Source organism: Phyllobacterium calauticae (assembly GCF_019991125.1).
Classification (GTDB): domain Bacteria; phylum Pseudomonadota; class Alphaproteobacteria; order Rhizobiales; family Rhizobiaceae; genus Phyllobacterium; species Phyllobacterium calauticae.
On sequence record NZ_JAGENB010000002.1, the window covers coordinates 881,882 to 898,132 of the forward strand.

The 16,251-nt window shown below is 60.1% G+C and carries 17 protein-coding genes and 1 tRNA gene; 13 read left to right on the top strand and 5 right to left on the bottom strand.

Features of this window, described 5'->3' with window-relative positions:
• Positions 1–114 precede the first annotated feature (114 nt).
• From J1W56_RS10205 to J1W56_RS10235, 7 genes are all read left to right on the top strand, one after another.
• The gene (locus J1W56_RS10205) at positions 115–336 is read left to right on the top strand and encodes a twin-arginine translocase TatA/TatE family subunit (RefSeq protein WP_223613161.1); all 222 of its coding nucleotides are present in this window, start codon (positions 115–117) and stop codon (positions 334–336) included.
• Between the two features lie 64 nt (positions 337–400).
• Entirely contained in the window at positions 401–1,051 is a 651-nt protein-coding gene (gene tatB / locus J1W56_RS10210; RefSeq protein WP_223613162.1) for a Sec-independent protein translocase protein TatB, read from the top strand.
• Positions 1,048–1,878, top strand: a complete 831-nt coding sequence (gene tatC / locus J1W56_RS10215; RefSeq protein ID WP_105732590.1) for a twin-arginine translocase subunit TatC — start codon at positions 1,048–1,050, stop codon at positions 1,876–1,878. The genes tatB and tatC overlap by 4 nt, the downstream gene beginning before the upstream one ends.
• Positions 1,879–1,947: 69 nt before the next feature.
• Positions 1,948–3,231 (top strand): serine--tRNA ligase, encoded by a 1,284-nt coding sequence (serS, locus tag J1W56_RS10220; protein WP_223613163.1) that lies wholly within the window; start codon positions 1,948–1,950, stop codon positions 3,229–3,231.
• A 9-nt stretch (positions 3,232–3,240) separates the two neighbouring features.
• Positions 3,241–3,999: a 5'/3'-nucleotidase SurE gene (surE, locus tag J1W56_RS10225; protein WP_223613164.1), complete on the top strand. Its 759-nt coding sequence runs from the start codon at positions 3,241–3,243 to the stop codon at positions 3,997–3,999.
• Positions 3,996–4,649 (top strand): protein-L-isoaspartate(D-aspartate) O-methyltransferase, encoded by a 654-nt coding sequence (locus tag J1W56_RS10230; RefSeq protein WP_223613165.1) that lies wholly within the window; start codon positions 3,996–3,998, stop codon positions 4,647–4,649. Before surE ends, J1W56_RS10230 begins: the two co-directional genes overlap by 4 nt.
• Positions 4,650–4,794: 145 nt before the next feature.
• Complete coding sequence (locus J1W56_RS10235; RefSeq protein ID WP_223613166.1) at positions 4,795–6,135, top strand: M23 family metallopeptidase; 1,341 nt, start codon at positions 4,795–4,797, stop codon at positions 6,133–6,135.
• Positions 6,136–6,191: 56 nt separating this feature from the next.
• Here the strand turns inward: J1W56_RS10235 and J1W56_RS10240 are convergent, their stop codons facing one another.
• Entirely contained in the window at positions 6,192–7,055 is an 864-nt protein-coding gene (locus J1W56_RS10240) for an ATP-binding protein (RefSeq protein WP_223613167.1), read from the bottom strand.
• Positions 7,056–7,218: 163 nt separating this feature from the next.
• Between J1W56_RS10240 and yajC the strand changes: the two genes are divergently transcribed.
• The 4 genes from yajC to J1W56_RS10260 are packed head-to-tail and all read left to right on the top strand — an operon-like array spanning position 7,219 to position 11,133.
• A complete protein-coding gene (gene yajC, locus J1W56_RS10245) occupies positions 7,219–7,557 on the top strand; it encodes a preprotein translocase subunit YajC (protein ID WP_223613168.1) in 339 nt (112 codons plus the stop codon).
• 56 nt (positions 7,558–7,613) lie between these two features.
• On the top strand, positions 7,614–9,875 hold the full coding sequence (gene secD, locus J1W56_RS10250) for a protein translocase subunit SecD (RefSeq protein WP_223613169.1): 2,262 nt from the start codon (positions 7,614–7,616) through the stop codon (positions 9,873–9,875).
• A gap of 4 nt (positions 9,876–9,879) precedes the next feature.
• Positions 9,880–10,269: an Mth938-like domain-containing protein gene (locus J1W56_RS10255; RefSeq protein WP_223613492.1), complete on the top strand. Its 390-nt coding sequence runs from the start codon at positions 9,880–9,882 to the stop codon at positions 10,267–10,269.
• Between the two features lie 27 nt (positions 10,270–10,296).
• Positions 10,297–11,133: a phytoene/squalene synthase family protein gene (locus J1W56_RS10260; protein WP_223613170.1), complete on the top strand. Its 837-nt coding sequence runs from the start codon at positions 10,297–10,299 to the stop codon at positions 11,131–11,133.
• Between the two features lie 134 nt (positions 11,134–11,267).
• On the opposite strand, the gene trmFO is transcribed toward J1W56_RS10260, so the two are convergent.
• The 3 genes from trmFO to J1W56_RS10275 all read right to left on the bottom strand — a co-directional run bounded on the left by trmFO (position 11,268) and on the right by J1W56_RS10275 (position 14,147).
• Positions 11,268–12,677 carry a methylenetetrahydrofolate--tRNA-(uracil(54)-C(5))-methyltransferase (FADH(2)-oxidizing) TrmFO gene (trmFO, locus tag J1W56_RS10265; RefSeq protein ID WP_223613171.1) on the bottom strand — a complete coding sequence of 470 codons (1,410 nt, stop codon included), beginning with the start codon at positions 12,675–12,677 and terminating at the stop codon, positions 11,268–11,270.
• Positions 12,678–12,758: 81 nt separating this feature from the next.
• Entirely contained in the window at positions 12,759–13,703 is a 945-nt protein-coding gene (locus tag J1W56_RS10270) for an aldo/keto reductase (protein WP_223613172.1), read from the bottom strand.
• Positions 13,704–14,000: 297 nt separating this feature from the next.
• The gene (locus J1W56_RS10275) at positions 14,001–14,147 is read right to left on the bottom strand and encodes a DUF1127 domain-containing protein (RefSeq protein ID WP_091878374.1); all 147 of its coding nucleotides are present in this window, start codon (positions 14,145–14,147) and stop codon (positions 14,001–14,003) included.
• 269 nt (positions 14,148–14,416) lie between these two features.
• Between J1W56_RS10275 and J1W56_RS10280 the strand changes: the two genes are divergently transcribed.
• Together J1W56_RS10280 and J1W56_RS10285 are read left to right on the top strand one after the other, a co-directional pair.
• Entirely contained in the window at positions 14,417–15,529 is a 1,113-nt protein-coding gene (locus J1W56_RS10280; RefSeq protein WP_223613173.1) for a DUF2157 domain-containing protein, read from the top strand.
• Entirely contained in the window at positions 15,526–16,083 is a 558-nt protein-coding gene (locus J1W56_RS10285; protein WP_223613174.1) for a GDYXXLXY domain-containing protein, read from the top strand. The genes J1W56_RS10280 and J1W56_RS10285 overlap by 4 nt, the downstream gene beginning before the upstream one ends.
• A gap of 62 nt (positions 16,084–16,145) precedes the next feature.
• Here the strand turns inward: J1W56_RS10285 and J1W56_RS10290 are convergent.
• A tRNA-Leu gene (locus tag J1W56_RS10290) sits at positions 16,146–16,228 on the bottom strand.
• Positions 16,229–16,251 lie beyond the last annotated feature (23 nt).

Genomic DNA, 16,251 nt, shown 5'->3' on the forward strand with positions numbered 1-16,251 from the left:
TTCGCACTTGCGCCGAACTTACATGAATGTGAAACAACAATATGCACTTGTGTTTGAAAAGCACGGGGAAAAGGCATAGATGAGCTCAAACTGTTGAGCGAATGCGAGGGTAAAATGGGTAGTTTTTCAATCTGGCACTGGCTGATCGTATTGGCGATCGTGCTTCTGGTTTTTGGTCGCGGCAAGATTCCCGAACTGATGGGCGACGTTGCCAAGGGTATCAAGAACTTCAAGAGCGGCATGGCCGATGATGATGCGGCTGACAATTCCAAGACGATCGATAATCAGCCGAACCAGCCGGTGAATTCCGTCAAGGAAAAGACAACGAAGTCCTGAGCGGCTTGATTTAGTTTTTTCCTGCGCGGGGCTTTGCTGTCTCGCTGCGGCCGGAGCATGATGAATGTTTGATGTTGGTTGGTCGGAAATCCTGGTGATCGTGATCGTTGTGATCGTGGTGGTCGGGCCAAAAGATTTGCCGAAAATGCTGCGCGCCTTTGGCAAGGCGACGGCCAAATTTCGCGCGACTGCGGGTGACTTCCGGCGTCAATTCGATGAAGCCCTCAAAGAGGCCGAGCTCGATGACGTGCGCGATATCATCAACGATGCCAAAAGCCTCGATCCGCGCAACGATATCCGCAAGGTTTTCGATCCCGTCCGCACGATTGGCGAGGAAATCCGCTCAAGCCTGAAGGATGGCGGTACGACCGGCAAAGACAACATTGCCGTACCCGATCCCTCCGCTCCCGGCGCGACGCAGCTGCAGCCGCAGACGATGGAGCCCGTCGCTCCGCTGATGACGGCCGCGGCGCCAAAGAAAACCAGCCGGGCCAGCAAGCCCAAGGCTGCGGCTGAGACGCCGGCTTCCGCCGCTGTATCCGGGAAGGCGGCACCAGCCAAGGCAACGGCCAAGGCCGCTGCGCCTGCCAAAGTTGCGGCCAAGTCATCTGCCGCCAAAACACCGGCCGAAGCGCCTGCACAGACTGCACCAGCAAAACGAACGGCCAAGCCGCGCGCCAAGGCCAAAGCTGGCGATACGGGGACAAAATCTTGAGCAAGACCGACGACGACATTGATAAGAGCTCGGCCCCGCTGATCGAACACCTCATCGAATTGCGCCGCCGGCTGATCTGGGCATTGGTGGCGTTTTTCGTGGCTTTCCTGATCTGCTTCCATTTTGGCCGGCAGTTGTTCAATGTTCTGGTCATCCCGTATCAGTGGGCCGTGTCCTGGGCCGGCTTTGATCCGGCAAAGGCGCAATTGATCTATACGGCGCCGCAGGAGTTTTTCTTCACGCAGGTCAAGATCGCCATGTTCGGCGGCATTGTTCTGGCCTTTCCCGTCATTGCCTCGCAGATTTATAAGTTTGTCGCGCCGGGTCTGTACAAGAATGAACGGATGGCATTTCTGCCATTCCTGATCGCGTCGCCGGTGTTGTTCCTGATGGGCGGCGCACTGGTGTTCTTCTTTTTCACCCCCATGGTGATGTGGTTCTTCCTTGCCATGCAGCAGACAGGCGGCGCTGGCGAAGTGCAGATTTCGCTTTTGCCCAAGGTTTCGGAATATCTGAGCCTGATCATGACGCTGATTTTCGCGTTTGGCTTGGTGTTCCAGTTGCCGGTGGTGACATCGCTGCTCGCGCGGGTTGGGCTTGTCAGCTATGAAGGCCTGCGCTCGAAGCGCAAATACGCCATCGTCATTGCCTTTATCGTCGCGGCGGTGATCACACCGCCGGACCCCCTCAGCCAAATCGGTCTTGCACTCCCGACGATCCTTCTCTACGAGGTTTCCATCTGGATGGCGCGTCTGATCGAGAAAAAGCGTGAGGCAGCTGAAGCCGAAGCACAATCAGGGTCCAGCGATAGCGATATCTCGTCCTGACGCAGCTCCAGCTTTCGCCGGACAATCACGTCCTCAATCCAACGAACACTTCAAGACGGCTTTATTACCATGCTCGACATCAAATGGATCCGCGAGAATCCTCAGGCGCTTGACGCAGCTTTGGCGAAACGGAGCGTCGAGCCGCAGTCGTCCCGCCTGATCGAGCTGGATGAAAAGCGTCGACAGCATATTGCCAAACTGCAGGACGCGCAGGAACGCCGCAACGCCGCCTCCAAGGAGATCGGCAAGGCCATGGGCGCCAAGGACCAGGCCACGGCCGACCGTCTGAAGGCCGAAGTCGCCGAAATCAAGGTCTTCCTGCAGAGTGCTGAAGAAGAAGAGCGCCAGCTCGACCGTGCGTTGAACGATGCGCTGGCTGTGCTTCCCAATCTTCCCCTCGACAGTGTCCCGGTCGGCAAGGACGAGGGCGGCAACGTCGAGACGCGCCGCGTCGGTCATCTCAAGAACTTCTCCTTTGAACCCAAGGAGCATTTCGAGATTGGCGAAAACCTTGGCTACATGGATTTCGAGCGTGCAGCAAAGCTGTCCGGCAGCCGGTTTACCGTTCTGAAGAGCCAGCTGGCGCGGCTGGAGCGTGCTCTCGGCCAGTTCATGATCGATCTGCACACGACCGAGCATGGCTATACCGAGGTCAATCCGCCGCTTCTGGTCAATGCGGATGTGCTTTATGGCACCGGCCAGCTGCCGAAGTTCGAAGAGGATCTCTTCAAGACAACCGATGGCCGCTATCTCATTCCAACGGCCGAGGTGCCGCTGACCAATCTGGTGCGCGAAGAAATCCTCGACATTCGCGATTTGCCGATCCGGATGACGGCGCTGACAGCCTGCTTCCGCTCCGAGGCCGGTTCGGCCGGCCGCGACACGCGCGGCATGCTGCGCCAGCACCAGTTCATGAAGGTCGAGCTGGTGTCGGTGACCGATGCCGAGAGCTCCATTGCCGAGCACGAGCGCATGACCGCCTGCGCCGAGGAAGTGCTGAAGCGCCTCGACCTGTCGTTCCGCACGATGACGCTGTGCACGGGCGACATGGGCTTTGGCGCGCAGAAGACCTACGATCTGGAAGTCTGGCTTCCCGGCCAGAAGGCCTATCGCGAAATCTCCAGCTGCTCCGTCTGCGGTGATTTCCAGGCACGCCGCATGAATGCGCGCTACCGGCCGGAAGGGGAGAAATCGACGCGTTTCGTCCACACGCTCAACGGTTCCGGTACCGCAGTCGGGCGTGCACTGATTGCTGTTGTCGAAAATTATCAGAACGAGGACGGCAGTGTCACAGTTCCTGAAGCACTTGTGCCATACATGGGTGGACTGAAACGAATCGAAAAAGCTGCATAGGAGAGGGCGATGCGCATTCTGCTGACCAACGATGATGGTATTCATGCGGAAGGTCTGGCTGTTCTGGAACGTATCGCCCGCCAGCTTTCCGACGATGTCTGGGTGATCGCGCCCGAAACCGACCAAAGCGGTCTGGCCCATTCGCTGACGCTGTCGACGCCGCTGCGCCTGCGCGAGATCGATGATCGGCACTACGCCGTTCGCGGTACGCCGACGGACTGCGTGATCATGGGCGTCAAGCATCTGATGCCCGAGCCGCCCGACCTGATCCTGTCGGGTGTCAATTCCGGCTCGAATACCGCCGATGATGTCACCTATTCCGGCACCGTTGCCGCGGCCATCGAGGGCACGCTCCTTGGCATCAACTCCATTGCCCTGTCGCAGGAATACAATCTCGATGGCGGGACACGCGTCCTGCCATGGGACATCGTCGAACAGCGCGCACCGGCGCTCCTAAAAAAGCTTCTGGCCGTCACGCTGGCCAAGGGCGTGCTTCTCAATGTGAATTTCCCGAGCTGCAGCGGCGGGGAACTGGCCGGTGTCCGCGTCACGGCGCAGGGCAAGCTATCCCATGGATTGACGATTGAAGAGCGGCAGGACGGACGCGGCCTGCCATATTACTGGCTGCGCTACGGCCGCGGCAAGGATGAGCCGGCGGAAAACAGCGATGTTGCCGCCATCCGCAAAAACTACATCTCCGTGACGCCGCTTCAACTCGATCTGACAGCGCACGAGATGCGCCAGACCCTGGAGGATGCGTTCGCATGAAGCCTGCACTTTCAGAACGGGAGGGCTTTGCCGCCTTCGTCCTGCGGATGCGGTCTTTGGGAATGACGGACCAGCGGCTCATGACGGCTTTTGAGGCGACGTCCCGCATGGCCTTTGTTTCCGGCAATCTGGGAACGCTGGCCTATGGCGACCGGATGCTGCCGATCGAATGCGGCGAGTTCATGGAAGGGCTGGACCTGCAGGCGCGCCTGATCAAGGCCCTCGATCTTGAGCCGGCGCACCGCGTTCTGGAAATCGGCACGGGCACCGGCTTTACCGCTGCCATCATGGCCCGGCTCGCCGGCCGGGTCCTGTCCATCGAGCGCTATCGTACTCTGGTTGAACTTGCGCAGCAGCGCCACCAGACGTTGAAGATCGAAAATATCTTCATCAAACATGCCGATGGCAAGCTTGGCCTGACCCATGACGGGCCGTTTGACCGCATTGTCGTCTGGGCGGCTTTTGAAAGCATGCCGCGCCAGTTCGTCGAGCTTCTGTCGTCCAATGGCGTCATGATTGCCCCGATCGGTCCGGTTGACGGCAAGCAGGTGGTGTCGCGCCTGTCGAAGATCGGGAGCCGTTTCGAGCGCGAGGATATGATGCCCGCGCGCTTTTTACCGCTGCTTGACGGTGTTGCCACAGCCCTTTGACACGGACGTTCTGCCGCAGGACAGGCGCAACCCTTTACGGGTTTGGTGAATCTTTTACAAATTTTCTGCTCGTTTTAACGGTCGAGTAACATTAACGCGGTTTAATAGCTCCATATTCTTGTATTGAGTACGGGCGGGATAAGCGATGCGTTTGAGTGTACTAGACAAAGCGTCACGGCGGCTGGCACTGAATGCCAGCATTCTCATGATTGCCGGTTTGGCTGCAGGCTGCAGCTCCGGAGTATCGCGCTTTACCAGTGCTGACTTCAGCTCCGGCTATAGCGACAACCAGCGTGCGATCATTCAACCGCAGAATGCGGGTGCAAGGGGTTACACGCCTCCAGTCGATGCAAGCTATACGGCGTCGGTCAACCGCAATGCGGTTCCAGCCGCGGGCGGTGTCCAGCGCGGTGCCTTGCCGCCGGTTGGCGCGGTCAGCGCCTCGACACTGCCGCCGGTCTCCTCGCAGCCGGCACGTCAGCTCGCCAACACCGCGCCCGTCCGCCAACAGGTGGCGTCGGTCCAGCCCATGGGCAATGTGCAGGCTCCGCCGCTTGCCGCGCCAGCCGGAACGCTGAAGACACCGGACGGCCGCGAAGCGCGCATGCCGACCAAGCCGGCGACGCCGGGACAGGCATCCGCCAATACGGCAGCCATTCTTCCGCAGGCCCCGCAGGTCAAGGACCGGAACGGCGCGGCAACGACGACGGCAAACAATACGACGCCACCCAGCCATTCCGGCTCCTATACGGTTCAGGGCGGCGACACGCTGCATGCCATTGCCCGCAAGACGGGCACCAATGTCGAGGCCATCAAGCAGGCCAACAACATGAAAGAGGGCACCGTTCGGGTCGGCCAGTCGCTGGTCATTCCGGCGTCGAGTGCCTCGCTGGCGCAGAATGTCGCCAACAACATGAAGTCGAAGGGTTCCGTCGATCAGGTGAAGACCGCCGCGACGCCGCCAGTCGAACAGCCAAAGGTTGTTGCAAGCACGGCACCGACTGCAGCGATTGCTGTGCCGCAGGCTGACAGCCAGGCAAAGCCTTACACGCCGCCGCAGGCGAGCGAAAAGGTGATCGACGATGCGGAGAAGGATGTTGCATCGGCACCGTCCGCCACCGGTGCGTCGCAGATGCGCTGGCCGGTTCGCGGCCGCGTTGTCGCCAATTACGGCAAGGGTAATGACGGTATCGACATTTCGGTTCCCGAGGGCACGCCGATCAAGGCCGCTGAAAACGGCGTGGTCATCTACTCCGGCGATGGCCTGAAGGAGTTCGGCAACACCGTTCTCGTGCGCCACGACAATGGTCTGGTCACGGTTTACGGCAATGCGAGCAAGCTGAACGTGCAGCGCGGCCAGAAGGTGAAGCGCGGTGAGGAACTTGGCCGGTCGGGCATGACAGGCAATGCGACATCGCCAAAGCTGCACTTCGAGGTGCGCAAGAACTCGACACCGGTCGATCCGTCGAAGTATCTGGAATCCTGATCAGATCAGGTTCAAATCAAAAGGCCCGTGCAGTGATGCGCGGGCCTTTTTGCTTGTCAGAGCTTCTTGCCGAGCCGTCCGGCCAGGTCCTGCGTGAACTGCCAGGCAACGCGGCCGGAGCGTGAGCCGCGGGTGGTCGACCATTCCAGCGCTTCCGCATGCAGCTGCTCCTTCTGCATCGGCAGATCGAAATGCGCGGCATAGCCGTCGATCATCGAGAGATAGTCGTCCTGGCTGCATTTGTGGAACCCCAGCCACAGGCCGAAGCGATCCGACAGGGACACTTTTTCCTCAACGGCTTCGGACGGATTGATGGCCGTCGAGCGCTCGTTCTCGATCATGTCGCGCGGCAACAGATGCCGGCGGTTCGAGGTGGCGTAGAAGATGACGTTGTCGGGACGGCCTTCGACGCCGCCTTCCAGCGCGGCCTTCAAGGACTTGTAGGACGTATCGTCATGGTCGAAGGAAAGATCGTCGCAGAACAGGATGAAACGATATTTCGTGTCTTTGATGGCCGCCATCAGGGAGGGGAGGCTGTCGATGTCCTCGCGATGGATCTCAACCAGCTTGAGCGTACCGGTATCGTCAGGCGCGGCAATGTTGACGGAGGCGTGGACGGCCTTCACCAGGGACGACTTGCCCATGCCGCGCGCGCCCCACAGAAGCACGTTGTTGGCCTGCAATCCGTCGGCAAAGCGCTTGGTGTTGTCGAAAAGAATATCGCGGACGCGATCGACCCCGCGAATGAGCGAAATATCGACCCGATTGACCTTTCTGACGGGGTCGAAGGCAAGCTTGTCCGGGTTCCAGACAAAGCAATCCGCCGCGTCGAGATCGACGGGTTGCGGTTTTGGCGGTGCCATGCGCTCCAGCACTGCAATCAGACGGTCAAGTTTATCTGTCAGCAATTCCTCGGACATTCTTATCAAGCCTTTGTTTTTTCTGCGTTCAAGCCACTATCATGTTGATGGGAAATCGAAAAGCGCGGTACGGGATTTTGCACGGTTGCTTTTCCCATTCCAAACATTGTATTGCGCAGGCTCTATAAACTTTCAAACACGTATTACTCTGGAGATTGTCTCTATGTTCGTAACTCCCGCATATGCACAGACAACAGGTATCGGTGGTGCGCCGGAAATGCTGATGAGCATCCTGCCATTCATCCTGATTTTCGTGATCATGTACTTCCTGATCATCCGCCCGCAGCGCACGCAGATGAAGAAGCGCGAAGAGCAGCTCAAGAACATCCGTCGCGGTGATACGATCATCACCGGCGGTTTCGTTGCCAAGGTGACGAAGGTGTTCGATGACAGCGGTGAACTCGAGGTCGAAATCGGCGAGGGCGTCAAGGCCCGCGTCATCCGCGCATTGGTGTCCGACGTGCGCATCAAAGGTGAACCGGTTGCCGATAACAAGAAATAAGTCATAGTGACAGGGCGGCATCAGGCCGCCCTGTTGATTCTTGAGGTCGGGACTGCATGCTCTATTTTAGCCGCTGGAAGACACTTCTCATCTGGGCCGTTGTTCTGGTCGGCGTGATCCTGGCTCTGCCAAATCTCTTTACCCCCATCCAGTTGGCGAACCTGCCCAACTGGCTGCCGAAGAAGCAGCTTGCCCTCGGACTGGATCTGGAAGGCGGCTCGCGCATCCGGCTGCAGGTCGACAAGGACAAGCTGGCGCAGACCGGCGCGGCCATCGAGGTGATGAACCGCCGTCTCAGCGAGCTCGGCTACACCAATCCGAATGTGGAAAGCCAGAGAAGCGGGCGTGTGCTGGTCGAGGTTTCGGGTCTGTATGACTCGCAGCTGCTCAAGGATATTCTGAGCCTGACCGGCCAGCTGAGCTTCCGCATGATCGATACCTCCGTGCCGGTGCAGCAGGCGATCGACGGCACGCCGCCGGAAGGCTCCGACGTTGTCTATTCCTTTGACGATCCGCCCGTGGCCTACCTCGTCAAGAAGGAGGCCATCGTCACCAACCAGAATTTCGTCGGGGCGCAGGCGGGTGTCGATACGGCCACCCAGCAGCCCGTCATCACCTTCAAGCTGGACAGCGCGGGCGCGGACCGGTTCTCCCGGGCGACCAAGGAAAACATCGGAAAGTCCTTTGCCATCGTGCTTGACGATCAGGTGCTGTCGGCACCGGTGATCAGCGAAGCCATTCCCGGCGATACGGGCCAGATCACCGGTAATTTCGACCTGTCCGGCGCCAGCAACCTTGCCATCGTCATGCGTGCCGGCGCATTGCCAGCACCTGTCACCGTGATTGAAGAACGTTCTGTCGGTACCGATCTAGGCGCCGCTGCCGTGTCTGCAGGCAAGATCGCCGCGCTCATCGGCGCCGGTCTCGTCATCCTGTTCATGCTGCTGACCTACGGCCTGCTGGGCGTGATTGCGAGTATCGCGCTTGTTGTCAACATCGTCCTGATCCTGGCGGTTCTGACCGTGTTCGACGTACCGCTCAGCCTTGCCGGCGTTGCCGGTATCGTCCTGACCATCGGCATGGCGGTGGACTCCAACGTTCTGATCTACGAGCGCATTCGCGAAGATCGGCGCGCCGGCTTTTCGGTCATCCAGGCCATCGACTCCGGGTTTGCCCGGGCGCAGGCCACGATCGTCGATGCCAATGTGACAACGCTGATCGCCGCGCTCGTCCTGTTCATCCTGGGTACCGGGCCCGTGCATGGCTTCGCCGTGACCGTCACCATCGGTATTGTCACCACGCTGTTCACCACATTCACGCTGACGCGCTGGATGGTGTCCGCCTGGGTGCAGTGGTCGAAGCCCAAGGAAGTGCCGCGTGCACCGCTGAAGCTCATTCCCAACAACACCAGGATTCCGTTCATGCGGCTGCGGGGGCTGACGCTGGGTTTCTCCGCGTTGTCGAGCGTTGCCGTCATCGTGCTGTTCCTTGTCGTCGGCATGAATTTCGGCATCGATTTCAAGGGCGGCACCATGGTTGAGATCGCCTCCAATGAAGGGCCCATCGATCTGGACGATGTCTATAGCCGGCTGGATGACCTGAACATCGGCGATGTGAAGATCGAACCGTTCAAATCGGACAGCCGGGCGCTGATTACGGTCGGCAGCCAGCGCGAGGGCGAAAACGCCGAGCAGACCGTCGGTGTCAAAATCCGCGGCGAGCTTGATCAGGATTATGAATTCCGCCGGGTGGATGTCATTGGCCCGACCGTATCGGGCGAGCTTGCCAAGGCCGGCGGACTGGCGGTCGCGCTCTCCCTGGTGGCGATCTTCGCCTATGTCTGGTTCCGCTTCGAATGGCACTTTGCCCTTGGCGCAATCATTGCGACCATTCATGACGTGGTGCTGCTGCTGGGCATGTTCATTGTCTTCCAGATGGAGTTCAATCTGTGGAGCATTGCGGCGCTTCTGGCCATTGTCGGTTATTCACTCAACGATACGGTGGTGATTTACGACCGCGTCCGGGAAAACCTGCGGCGGCATGGCAACAGCGTTTCGCTGTCGGCGGTTCTCGATGCCTCGATCAACCAGACATTGTCGCGCACCATCCTGACCTCGCTGGCCACCTTCCTCGCGCTGGTCGTGCTCTATGCCTATGGCGGCGATGATGTCCGCTCCTTTGCGCTGACCATCGCGGTCGGCATTGTCGTTGCGACCTATTCGTCGATCTTCGTTGCTGGACCCTTGCTGATGCTGTTCGGGCTCAAGGGGCGCGATGTGATCGATGATGCTCATCCCGCCAGGCAGGGCGGGGCATAACGCCGTGGCCAAGGGGATAGAAATCCGCGACGCGCATTTTCCGGGCCGTGCACCCATTGACGCCTATGGCAATGGCGGGTTCCGGTTTGCCGACATGTCGCATCGCGGGTCCATCCTGTGCCTGCCATCGGGTATCCATGGCTGGGCGCCGAAGATCGAGACCGCGCTGACGGCGGAGGATCTGGCGCTTGTGCTCGAGCAGGCGGCCGATATCGAGATTCTGCTGGTGGGAACGGGCACCGAATTGCGCCGTCTGCCGCAGGCCCTGCGTGACGTGCTGCGCGAGCATCGCATTTCCTCCGATCCCATGAGCACCGGCGCGGCCGTGCGCACCTATAATGTTCTGCTGGCGGAAGACCGCGCCGTCGCTGCGGCACTGATTGCAGTGGATTAAACCGGCGGTTCTCTGTATCTCAGCCCCATGAACGCGAACCAGACCCACTGCCTGCAATTGCTGCGCGATGCCGATCCCGACCGCTACCTCTCGGTGCTTTATGCGCCGGAGGACAAACGGGGTGCCTTGGCCGCCCTTTACGCCTTCAATGTCGAGATCGCCCGCATCCGTGACCTGATCCACGATCCGCTGCCGGGCGAGGTGCGTCTGCAGTGGTGGCGTGACCTGATCAACGGTACCGAGCATGGCGAGGCCGTCGGCAATCCGGTGGCGGCGGCCCTGCTGGAGGCGATCAAGGCCCATAATCTGCCGCGCGCCGCCTTCGACAATTACTGTGAAGCCCGCATTTTCGATCTCTATGACGATCCCATGCCCAGCCGCAACGATCTTGAGGGCTATTGCGGCGAGACGGCCTCGGCCTTGATCCAGCTTGCCTCTCTTGTGCTGGATGCGGAAAAGGCGCCCGCCCATGCGGATATAGCGGGCCATGCGGGGGTTGCCCAGGCCATTACCGGCCTTCTGCGTCTCCTGCCGCTGCACCGCCGGCGCGGACAGGTCTATATCCCGGCCGACATCCTGTCCGCCGTCGGCTGCAGTGCCGAAACAGTGCTTGAGGGCGCCGACAAGGACGCGGTCAAGCGCGCCATCGATGCGATGACGGCGCTGGCGGAAGATCATCTCGGGAAATATGAAGCCGGCGCAAAATCGCTCCCCGCCGCTTTGCGTCCGGCCTATCTGCCGGTAAGCCTGACCAGAACCTATCTGAAGGGGATCAGGGCCAGTGGCGCTGCCGCAGCCGATGAAACAGCGGTAATTTCACCGTTGAAGCGCCAGTGGGTGATGCTCAGGGCGTCGATGCGCTAGCCTTGGATGGCATTAGCGTGGTGCGTGGTTCGACAAGCTCACCATGAGGGAATCCGGTGCATTGCAAAATGCAACATCCCTCATGGTGAGCTTGTCGAACCACGCACACCATAGAATGCAACAAGCTGCGCTCGTTACTCCGCAGCCTCGGCCACCGCAGGCAGGCCCAGCCATGCCCGGCAATCCGCAAGTGCACGAGCGCTCATGGCCCGTTTCTTGGCGTTGGTCTTTTCCTTGCCGCGCAGCCGTTTGCCTTCCGACTTCGGCGCCTCAATCGGCGGGAACAGGCCGAAATTGACATTCATCGGCTGGAAGGAGCGCTTGCCGGGTTCTTCATCACTGACGATGTGACCGCCGGTGATGTGTCCGAGCAGCGCGCCAAAGGCCGTGGTGAGCGGCGGCGGTGTCAAAACATGTCCGAGACGCTCGGCGGCGGCGAACCGCCCGGCAAGCAGGCCGATGGCCGCCGATTCCACATAGCCTTCACAACCGGTGATCTGCCCGGCAAAGCGCAGGCCCGGGCGGGATTTCAGCTGCAGCGTCGGGTCGAGCAGGATGGGCGAATTCAGGTATGTATTGCGGTGCAGGCCGCCCAGCCGCGCGAATTCCGCATTCTCGAGGCCGGGGATCATCCGGAAAATCTCGGTCTGCGCCCCGTATTTCAGCTTCGTCTGGAAGCCGACCATGTTGTAGAGCGTGCCGAGCGCATTGTCCTGCCGCAGCTGCACGACGGCATAGGCCTTGACCGTGGGGTTGTGCTCATTGGTCAGGCCCATCGGCTTCATCGGGCCGTGGCGCAGGGTTTCGACGCCGCGTTCGGCCATGACTTCGATGGGCAGGCAGCCGTCGAAATAGGGCGTGCCTTCCCATTGCTTGAATTCCGTCTTGTCGCCGGCAATCAGCGCCTGCACGAAAGCCTCATACTGCTCCCTGGTCATGGGGCAGTTGATATAATCCTTGCCGGTGCCGCCGGGGCCAACCTTGTCGTAGCGCGACTGGAACCAGCAGGTGTTCATGTCGATGCTGTCGAAATGCACGATGGGTGCAATGGCATCGAAAAAGGCGAGGGCATCGGCGCCGGTCTGCCTGCCGATGGCTTCGGCCAGCGACGGTGCCGTCAATGGCCCGGTGGCGATGATGACCTTGTCCCAATCTTCAGGGGGCAGGCCGGTGATCTCTTCGCGCTCGATGGTGATCAGCGGGTGCGCTTCCAGCCTGGCCGTCACAGCCTGGGCAAAACCATCGCGGTCCACGGCGAGCGCGCCGCCTGCTGGAACCTGATGTGAATCGGCCGAGGCCATGATCAGCGAATTGGCGAGGCGCATCTCCGCATGCAGCACGCCGACGGCATTGGTTTGCGCATCATCGGAGCGGAAGGAATTGGAGCAGACGAGCTCGGCGAGATCCTGCGTCTTGTGCGCGTCCGTGCCGCGAACGGGACGCATCTCGTGCAGGATGACGGGAATGCCTGCTTCGGCGAGTTGCCATGCAGCTTCGGAACCGGCGAGACCGCCGCCAATGATATGTACGGGTGTGTTTGACATAGCACCCCAATAAACCGTTTGGCGTCCGGCTTCAATGGTGCAAAAGCCGCTGCGGATGATCCGCAGCGGCTTGCCGGTGTGTCAGGCGCTGGCTTTGTCGAGTTCGGCGATGTCCGCCTTGTCGAGCGTCAGGGATGCCGCCTTGATCAGGCTTTCCAGTTGTTGCAGCGATGTGGCGCTGGCGATGGGGGCGGTGACGCCCTGGCGTGCGATAATCCAGGCCAGGGCAACCTCGGCCTGCTTGGCGCCATGTTTGGCCGCAACCGCGTCCAGCGCTTCCAGGATGCGGTAGCCGCGCGCATTGAGATAGGCTTTGACACCGCTGCCGCGCTGGCTCTGTCCAAGATCGGATTCGCTGCGGTATTTGCCGGAGAGAAACCCGCGCGCGAGGCTGAAATAGGTGATGACGCCGATGTCCTCGGCCATGCACAGGTCGCGCAGCGCGCCGTCATAGCCGGCGCGGTCATAGAGATTGTATTCCGGCTGGAGCACGTCATAGCGCGGCAGGCCATCCGCCTTGGCGGTGTCGAGCGCCGCGCGCAGCTGTTCCGCATCGAAATTGGACGCGCCGATGGATTTGACCTTGCCGGCTTTCAGCAGCTTGTCATAGGCGGCAAGCGATTCCGCGTGGGGTGTGGCCGGATCTGGCCAATGGGAGAGGTAGAGGTCGATGGCGTCCACCTGCAGGCGTTTCAGCGATGCTTCGACGGCCTCGGCGATATTGGCGGCCTTGAGGTTCTTGCCCTTGCCCATGTCGCCGCCGACCTTGGTGATGATGATCATCCTGTCGCGCGTGCCGCGGAATTTCATCCACTCGCCGATGATGGTTTCCGATTCACCGCCGCTGTTTCCGGGCACCCAGCTTGAATAGACATTGGCCGTATCGACCGTGTTGAGGCCCGCATCGGCAAAGCGGTCAAGCAGGTCAAAGGAGGTTTTCTTGTCAGCGGTCCAGCCGAAGACGTTGCCGCCGAAAACCAGCGGAGCAATCGACAGGCCTGTGCGGCCAAGAGGGCGTTTTTGCATGGTAAGTCTCCCGGGGAGGATGTGAAGGGGGACTCAGACTGTAGAACTCCAGGGTGCATGTTTCCAGCCCGGCTTTGACCCGAATGGTCGCAGGCATGGATCGCAACAGGAGGCGATTTGAAAAGGGAGGCGGTGAGCAGATGTCTCGAACCGCATACCCCGGAAACAACAACACCCACCGCGGGAGGAGGTGCGGTGGGTGCCGTTTTGTAAAGACCGGCTGGGAGGAGGAGTGCCGGCCTTTGATCGCGGGGGCTCTGGGAGGAGGATGAACCCCGGCGATATTCTGTTATGCGATTAGCGTACTGCGGACTTCTTGGCGACGAACGGGATGTCCGAGCGGGAGATGCCCAGGTCGTTCAGTTCGCGGGTCGACAGACGGTTCAGCTCGGAAACCGTGTCACGATAACGGCGCCAGTTGCTGTAGGAGCGGATAAGGTTCATTTCATTCACCATTCGGTTCAGTTGTTTCGTTGATCACTCTTGATCGTTGACCTGAAGATAGTGGATGCCTTGGCGAATGTGCAGAGCCAAGTTTGCAGATCAGCTATGCGTATGTTGCATTGCATCATTAATCGATTTTAATTGCTGCGTCGCACAAACGTCATCTTCATGGCCTTTGGCCCGAATCCGGCTGCAATTGCGTTTTCAATGTGGCTGGCCTTATCAGGGGCGGAGCCCTAATCTTACAGCTCGAGTCGGGAGCAGAATGCATGATAGTCGGTTTTACCCTGCGCAAGCACATTGCACGGTGGCAGCGTGACGGGTTGATCGATGACGCCACGGCGGACCGCCTGCGCGCTGATATCGCCGGGCAGGGCCCGGGTTTCGGGCTGGGCAATGTCCTGGCCATACTGGGCGTCATTCTCCTCGGCGCGGCGCTGCTGTCGCTGATTGCCGCCAATTGGGAAGCCATGCCGCGCCTTGTTCGCGTCGGCTTGATCTTTGCCGTGCTCTGGTGCGGTTATCTCGGCGGCGCGTGGCGGGCGAACAAGGGCGACAGGATTTTCAGTGAGGCGCTCTATCTCCTGGGCGCCATCGCCTTTGGTGCCGGGATCGCACTGGTCGGCCAGATGTATCATCTGTCGGGTGACGTGGCGTCCGCTGCGCTGCTCTGGGCGGGCGGGACGGTTGTCGCCGCGCTGGCGTTGCGCTCGTCGACACTCGTCTCCACCAGCATCGTGATTGCCGGTTTCTATCTCGTGGCCAGCCTGGAACCGGAAACGGCATCGCGCCTGTCCTATGTCTGGATCATCCCGGTCTTTGCGGTGATTGCGGCAGGCCTGATCTGGTATACGGGCGCGCAGGTGGCCCGGCACTTTCTCGCCGTTCTTGTGCTGCTCTTTGTCTGTATCGTTCACTTCGACCGGGATGCCGGCGTCGTGCTATGGATGACGCTGATTGCCGGGCTCGGCCTGTTTCTGCTGGACGCACTGCATCCGGCTGTGCTGGACCGCGCGACCGGATGGAGCATCAGTCTCGGCGCCTACGGATTTCTGGCGGTGCAGATGGTGCTGCTGATTTTCCAGTTCAACGACCACATCTTTGCCCAGACTCGCGATGTCATGACGGGTATTGTCATCCTTGCCGTGGCGATCGCCGGTCTGGCCTTGTCGGGACACCGCAATCTTGCCATACGGTGGAGCGCCTATGGGCTGTTTTCGCTGGAGGTTCTCTATATCGCGTTCGAGACCATCGGCACGATGATCGGTACCGCTGGCTTCTTCCTGACCGTCGGCGTGCTCGTCCTGCTGCTTGCTGTGTTCGTTATCCGGATGGAACGCCGTCTTCACAGGAAGAGTCTGGTGAAGGGTGCAGCATCATGAAAACAAAGTATTTTTTGCTGCCGGCTTTGATCGTTGCGCTGCTGCAGTCGGGCGCGCTTTATGCCATGATAGAAAAGCACGCGATGATCCTGCGCCACGGCACAATGATCACGCTGGCCACGCAGCCGGTCGATCCGCGCGACCTGTTGCGCGGCGAATATGTGCGGCTTGGCTACGGGATTTCGTCTGTTGAAGCCGACAAGGTGAGCGGTACGAAGCCGGATACAGCAGGCCTTGCCGACATCTATGTCACGCTGAAAGAGGGCGCGGATGGCCGGTGGGGTTTCACCGGTGCCTCCTGGCAGAAACGCCAGGATTTGGCGGCTGGCGAAGTCCAGATGCATGGCCAGACGATGATGGGTGCCATGGGCGTCTTTGCGGTGCAGTACGGCATCGAACGCTATTATCTCCCCGAAGGATGGGGCCGTGCGGTCGAGAAGGTGCAGAGTGAACGCGGGGTCGATGCGGTGATTGCCGTCTCCAGCGCGGGCGAAGCTCAGATTCGTTCGCTCAAGTACAATGGACGCCTGCTTTACCAGGAACCGGCCTACTGAACAGCCGTCATCGCGCAGCTTTGAAAAAGCCCGTCAACATATTGAAATATGTGTAGAAAGAGTGGTGCGGATAGAGGGACTCGAACCCCCACGGTCTCCCGCCAGAACCTAAATCTGGTGCGTCTACCAATTTCGCCATATCCGCAGATGAGGGCCGTATCCGGCCCT

Coding starts and splice junctions, on each gene's coding strand:
- J1W56_RS10205 (WP_223613161.1), top strand. CDS start 115: ATGGGTAGTTTTTCAATCTGGCACTGGCTGATCGTATTGGCGATCGTG.
- tatB (WP_223613162.1), top strand. CDS start 401: ATGTTTGATGTTGGTTGGTCGGAAATCCTGGTGATCGTGATCGTTGTG.
- serS (WP_223613163.1), top strand. CDS start 1,948: ATGCTCGACATCAAATGGATCCGCGAGAATCCTCAGGCGCTTGACGCA.
- surE (WP_223613164.1), top strand. CDS start 3,241: ATGCGCATTCTGCTGACCAACGATGATGGTATTCATGCGGAAGGTCTG.
- J1W56_RS10230 (WP_223613165.1), top strand. CDS start 3,996: ATGAAGCCTGCACTTTCAGAACGGGAGGGCTTTGCCGCCTTCGTCCTG.
- J1W56_RS10235 (WP_223613166.1), top strand. CDS start 4,795: ATGCGTTTGAGTGTACTAGACAAAGCGTCACGGCGGCTGGCACTGAAT.
- J1W56_RS10240 (WP_223613167.1), bottom strand. CDS start 7,055: ATGTCCGAGGAATTGCTGACAGATAAACTTGACCGTCTGATTGCAGTG.
- yajC (WP_223613168.1), top strand. CDS start 7,219: ATGTTCGTAACTCCCGCATATGCACAGACAACAGGTATCGGTGGTGCG.
- secD (WP_223613169.1), top strand. CDS start 7,614: ATGCTCTATTTTAGCCGCTGGAAGACACTTCTCATCTGGGCCGTTGTT.
- J1W56_RS10260 (WP_223613170.1), top strand. CDS start 10,297: ATGAACGCGAACCAGACCCACTGCCTGCAATTGCTGCGCGATGCCGAT.
- trmFO (WP_223613171.1), bottom strand. CDS start 12,677: ATGTCAAACACACCCGTACATATCATTGGCGGCGGTCTCGCCGGTTCC.
- J1W56_RS10270 (WP_223613172.1), bottom strand. CDS start 13,703: ATGCAAAAACGCCCTCTTGGCCGCACAGGCCTGTCGATTGCTCCGCTG.
- J1W56_RS10275 (WP_091878374.1), bottom strand. CDS start 14,147: ATGAACCTTATCCGCTCCTACAGCAACTGGCGCCGTTATCGTGACACG.
- J1W56_RS10280 (WP_223613173.1), top strand. CDS start 14,417: ATGATAGTCGGTTTTACCCTGCGCAAGCACATTGCACGGTGGCAGCGT.
- J1W56_RS10285 (WP_223613174.1), top strand. CDS start 15,526: ATGAAAACAAAGTATTTTTTGCTGCCGGCTTTGATCGTTGCGCTGCTG.